At 38.5% G+C, this 4,052-nt stretch carries 4 protein-coding genes and 1 pseudogene; 1 reads left to right on the top strand and 4 read right to left on the bottom strand.

The genetic code is table 11. The features are described 5' to 3' along the window. Nucleotides 1–256: 256 nt before the first annotated feature. From LJE11_RS18635 to eno, 4 genes and pseudogenes are all read right to left on the bottom strand, one after another. Nucleotides 257–496: a hypothetical protein gene (locus tag LJE11_RS18635; protein ID WP_008708201.1), complete on the bottom strand. Its 240-nt coding sequence runs from the start codon at nucleotides 494–496 to the stop codon at nucleotides 257–259. A gap of 12 nt (nucleotides 497–508) precedes the next feature. Beyond that, nucleotides 509–721: a hypothetical protein gene (locus LJE11_RS18630; RefSeq protein WP_020993357.1), complete on the bottom strand. Its 213-nt coding sequence runs from the start codon at nucleotides 719–721 to the stop codon at nucleotides 509–511. A gap of 14 nt (nucleotides 722–735) precedes the next feature. Beyond that, nucleotides 736–1,380 carry a ParA family protein gene (locus LJE11_RS18625; protein WP_020993358.1) on the bottom strand — a complete coding sequence of 215 codons (645 nt, stop codon included), beginning with the start codon at nucleotides 1,378–1,380 and terminating at the stop codon, nucleotides 736–738. Nucleotides 1,381–1,678: 298 nt separating this feature from the next. Beyond that, a pseudogene (gene eno, locus LJE11_RS18620) lies at nucleotides 1,679–2,164 on the bottom strand (phosphopyruvate hydratase); the annotation flags it as partial. Nucleotides 2,165–3,151: 987 nt separating this feature from the next. Between eno and LJE11_RS18615 the strand changes: the two are divergent. Beyond that, nucleotides 3,152–3,979, top strand: coding sequence for a delta-lactam-biosynthetic de-N-acetylase (locus LJE11_RS18615; protein ID WP_008708206.1), 828 nt, complete (start codon nucleotides 3,152–3,154; stop codon nucleotides 3,977–3,979). The last annotated feature ends 73 nt before the right edge of the window (nucleotides 3,980–4,052 follow it).

The raw sequence follows: 4,052 nt of genomic DNA, 5'->3' as shown, positions 1-4,052 counted from the left end.
TGTCATCAGTTTCAAAATCTCCTTATCATCATCACACTAACTGGCGGTCTTTCAGACCAGTTCGCTTTCCCCATGATTTTGATGGGAAGCAATTACTTACTACAACTTGCAGAAGCGGATATCCAAAAGGCATTGTGGGAGCTGCCTTTGCTGACCGAAATCCATCTTCTTATGTAAAACCTGCAGGAATATAAAGGGAAAGTGACTATCCCTGCCGGTTAATAATCCAAATAATATCGTCTATACCAATCTCTCCTTATGCTGTTTTTCTCTCCATAAACCATTTATCCACTTCGTAAAACAAGTGGCTTTCCTGCCCCTGTATCATACAGGTGTACATCACTCCTACACCGCCTGCCTTTCTGCTGGCGCATCGCTCAATTTTCAAAATTCTGTCAATACTATATTTTCTTCCATCCTCCCATGTAAAAAATATGGGAACCAGCCGTCCGTCTTTCCGGAACTCTGCCACTACATCTACATATACTTTGTTCATGCCGACACCTCACTATAAAATCTCGATTGCTCTTGGCGATGCCGGGATTCTGCGGATATATCCATTTTGCTCCAACTGCTTGATTCTGGAAAAAGCAGATGATGTTGATCTTACTCCGATCAGTTTTCCAAATTCCCGGACTGTCGGCGGGTATCCATGCTCCTTCGTATAATTCAAAATACACTGATAACTTTCTTTCTGTTTTCTGGTTAATACTTTTTTCAAATCTATCCCTCCAATTACCCATGAAAATAACTGTGTGGATGGACCGTGTGCGTACCAGCGTCTAAGTGGGATAAGACTTTATTCTGATACATTGCCGCTCGCTGTATACTGAAATATCCAAACCGTCGTCTAATCTCATCTACAGTACGATCCAGCTTCTCTAACTGCTGCAATCCTTTGATTGGCAGGTAAGACGCTTCAACCGGAATTAGTACTTCATCTGATGCAGCCAGTGCATTGATTGTGATCATTCCCAATGATGGCATACAATCAATGATAATTGCATCATATTGATCCTTGATACCATATAAAATCTGTTTCAATACATATTCCCTGCTCATTGCATTTACCAACTGTACTTCCGTACCTGCCAGTCCAATGTTAGAACAGATAATGTCTATTCCTTCTGCCTGATGCCTGATATAACAGTCTGAAGGAATATCTTCATCTTTCATTACTGTATCCATAAGAGCTGTAAGTGTTTCATTACTTTCATCACAATCACGATATCCAAATCCTGCGGATACATCAGACTGTGGATCGGCATCAACGATTAACACTTTCATATTCTTTTGTGCTAATCCTACTGCTAAATTAGCTGTACATGCTGATTTTCCCGTTCCCCCTTTTTGGTTTACAATAGAAATTACTTTTGCCATAATCTTTCCCTTCTTTCTTGTTAAATAAAAAGACTGAATCAGACAGCTGAGATATAAATCTCATGCGAGCTAATTCAGTCCAAAACATATTTTTATTCAATTATCACCGCTTTCGTGGTATAGTAAATACATCTCAGCAGAGTTCTGAAATTCTATTACTTCTGTACTGTGTTATTTATAAAAGAGAGGCCTTTCCTTCATAAATTCGTTGATTGGTTACGAAATTTATTTAGGACTAAATCGCTAGAGCCCTTGTATTATAAGGGGTTCTGCCTTGTGTCATTATAATAACACAAGCACCCCCATTTAAGATATTCATCATCGGTACAGGCATCTGTCTGGTATGGCAGCCGCCAAGATACTGATATAAAGGAACGCGGAGAGCTGCTGCTGCCGCCCTTGCTACTGCCAGGGATACTCCCAGTGCCGCATTTGCCCCTACATTACTTTTATTGTCTGTGCCGTCTGTTTCTATGATTTTTTTATCAATATAGGACTGATCCAGAGCATTTTCTCCAAGAATTGCTTCTGCCAGCTTTGTATTTACATTCTCCACTGCTTTGCGGACACCAAGTCCGGTGTAGCAGCCTTTTTCTCCGTCACGAAGCTCCACTGCCTCGAACTTTCCTGTGGAAGCTCCCGAAGGGACGATTGCCCTTCCCGTATATCCATTTATCCCGATCACACCTTCTCCTACTGTTACTTCTACTTCCACTGTAGGATTTCCTCTGGAATCAAGTACCTGTCTTGCATGAACCCTTCTCACAGGCAGATAACGTAACATATTAGAACCTCCTGATCATTTTAATAAACCGGTAACTGTTCCATATTTTCACAGTTACAGTTAAACCTCAAGTCAAAATACGTCACTGAGAACGGCGTGAACAGTAACGTAATTTGACTTGTATATCTTTACAACCATATTTTTACCCAATATGCTTCCGGCTATGCATTGTCTATATCCATTATTATTTTCAGAATATTTTATCAATACAAATAATTTTAATATTATCTTTTAAATATTTTTGTAAATTTTCTATTTTCATTCTTGACATTTCATTCTTTATCTGTTATATTAAGTTCATAAAACAAAAGGGATTACGAAAAACAAAAAAGTAAAGGAGTGAGACCACCGAAAACATAATCTTTTCTTCATAATTTAAGAAAGCGAGGTACAGACCACCAGAATAGCAAAGTTTCAAATTCATGACTTATAAGAAAGGCAGGTACGGACCACCAAGAACTTAAGCTTTTAAATCCAACTAAGTTTTATAAGTAGTTCCTATCAAACAAGGAATGTACAGTCCAATGGAAACCTAACGATTTATCTTATTTTGAACGTAACAGTTAAACATTCTAAAGAAGGTACGGTCCAATGGAAATTTAATGATTTACTTTATTTTTAAAGTGACATTCAATCAAAATAAGGAAGGTACAGTCCAATGAAACGTTAACGATTTACCCTATTATAAAACGTAACCGTTCATTTACATGAAGAAGGTACAGTCCAATGAAAACTTAACGATTTACCCTATGAAACTATAAAAGGAAGGTACAGACCAATGGGACAGTAAATTTCATAATTCAAATTCATACAATTTCATAATTTATTTTACAGAAAGTGAGGTATCATCCCTTGGATACAGAATCTTAACAGGAGCCACGATGAAATATAAATCTGTGGCTCTTTTATTTGTCATTCAGCTTCTATAGTTCCCCTCTTTCTCATATATTAAACTAATATCATTCCATTCTGAGGTTAACACTCTCTATGCATCTCAAATACATATCTTCCACTCGGATTTTCTCTTCCAGATTTACCAAGATTTTTCTTCTTTTCTGTGCTTGTGCATTTATAGGTTCCTCTATAGGAAAAATCGTATCGCACAACACTGCCAGACAGACTGCTGCTTCTGCCCAAAGTTCCAACTGGGGACTCAGTTTTCAGGAAGAAGGCAAACGTCCTGTTGGAAATGCAACGATAGAAGAATTGGCTCAGTACAATGCCTTTTTTGCTGAAGATACCGAAGAAAAGAAAATCTATCTCACCTTTGACGCAGGCTTTGAAAATGGAAATACTCCTGCTATTTTGGATGCACTGAAAAAACATCAGGCACCTGCTACATTTTTTGTGGTTGGAAATTTCATTTCGGAAAACAAAGATCTGATCAAACGAATGGAAACGGAAGGGCATATTGTCGGCAATCATACTATGACGCACCCGGATATGTCAAAAATTTCCACAAAAGAATCTTTTCAGAAAGAATTATCCGATGTAGAAAAAATTTACAGGGAAATTACAGGAAAAGAAATGACAAAATTTTACCGCCCCCCACAGGGCATCTACAGTACACAGAATCTGTCTATGGCCAGAGAACTGGGATATCACACATTTTTCTGGAGCCTTGCCTATGTAGACTGGTACCAGGATAACCAGCCAGATCCACAGGAAGCTATTGCAAAACTGACGAAACGGATTCATCCGGGAGCTATTGTACTGCTACACAGCACCTCTTCCACTAATGCACAGATTCTGGATGAACTGTTGGATAAATGGGAAGCGATGGGATATTCCTTTCATTCTCTGAATGAATTATGATCATTTAACATTTTCCGATACTGTTCACACACCACTATCCCGCGAGGTGTTTTGGCATGAATATGCCAAAATC

This window comes from Blautia sp. DFI.1.216, assembly GCF_020594215.1.
Taxonomy (GTDB): Bacteria; Bacillota; Clostridia; order Lachnospirales; family Lachnospiraceae; genus Blautia_A; species Blautia_A wexlerae.
Note: the sequence above shows the minus strand (reverse complement) of the source record. Positions and strands in the feature narration are given on the sequence as shown.

Bases quoted from the DNA above. Each gene is read 5' to 3' on its own strand.
- LJE11_RS18635 (WP_008708201.1), bottom strand. From the start codon at position 496: ATGAACAAAGTATATGTAGATGTAGTGGCAGAGTTCCGGAAAGACGGA.
- LJE11_RS18615 (WP_008708206.1), top strand. From the start codon at position 3,152: ATGCATCTCAAATACATATCTTCCACTCGGATTTTCTCTTCCAGATTT.
- LJE11_RS18625 (WP_020993358.1), bottom strand. From the start codon at position 1,380: ATGGCAAAAGTAATTTCTATTGTAAACCAAAAAGGGGGAACGGGAAAA.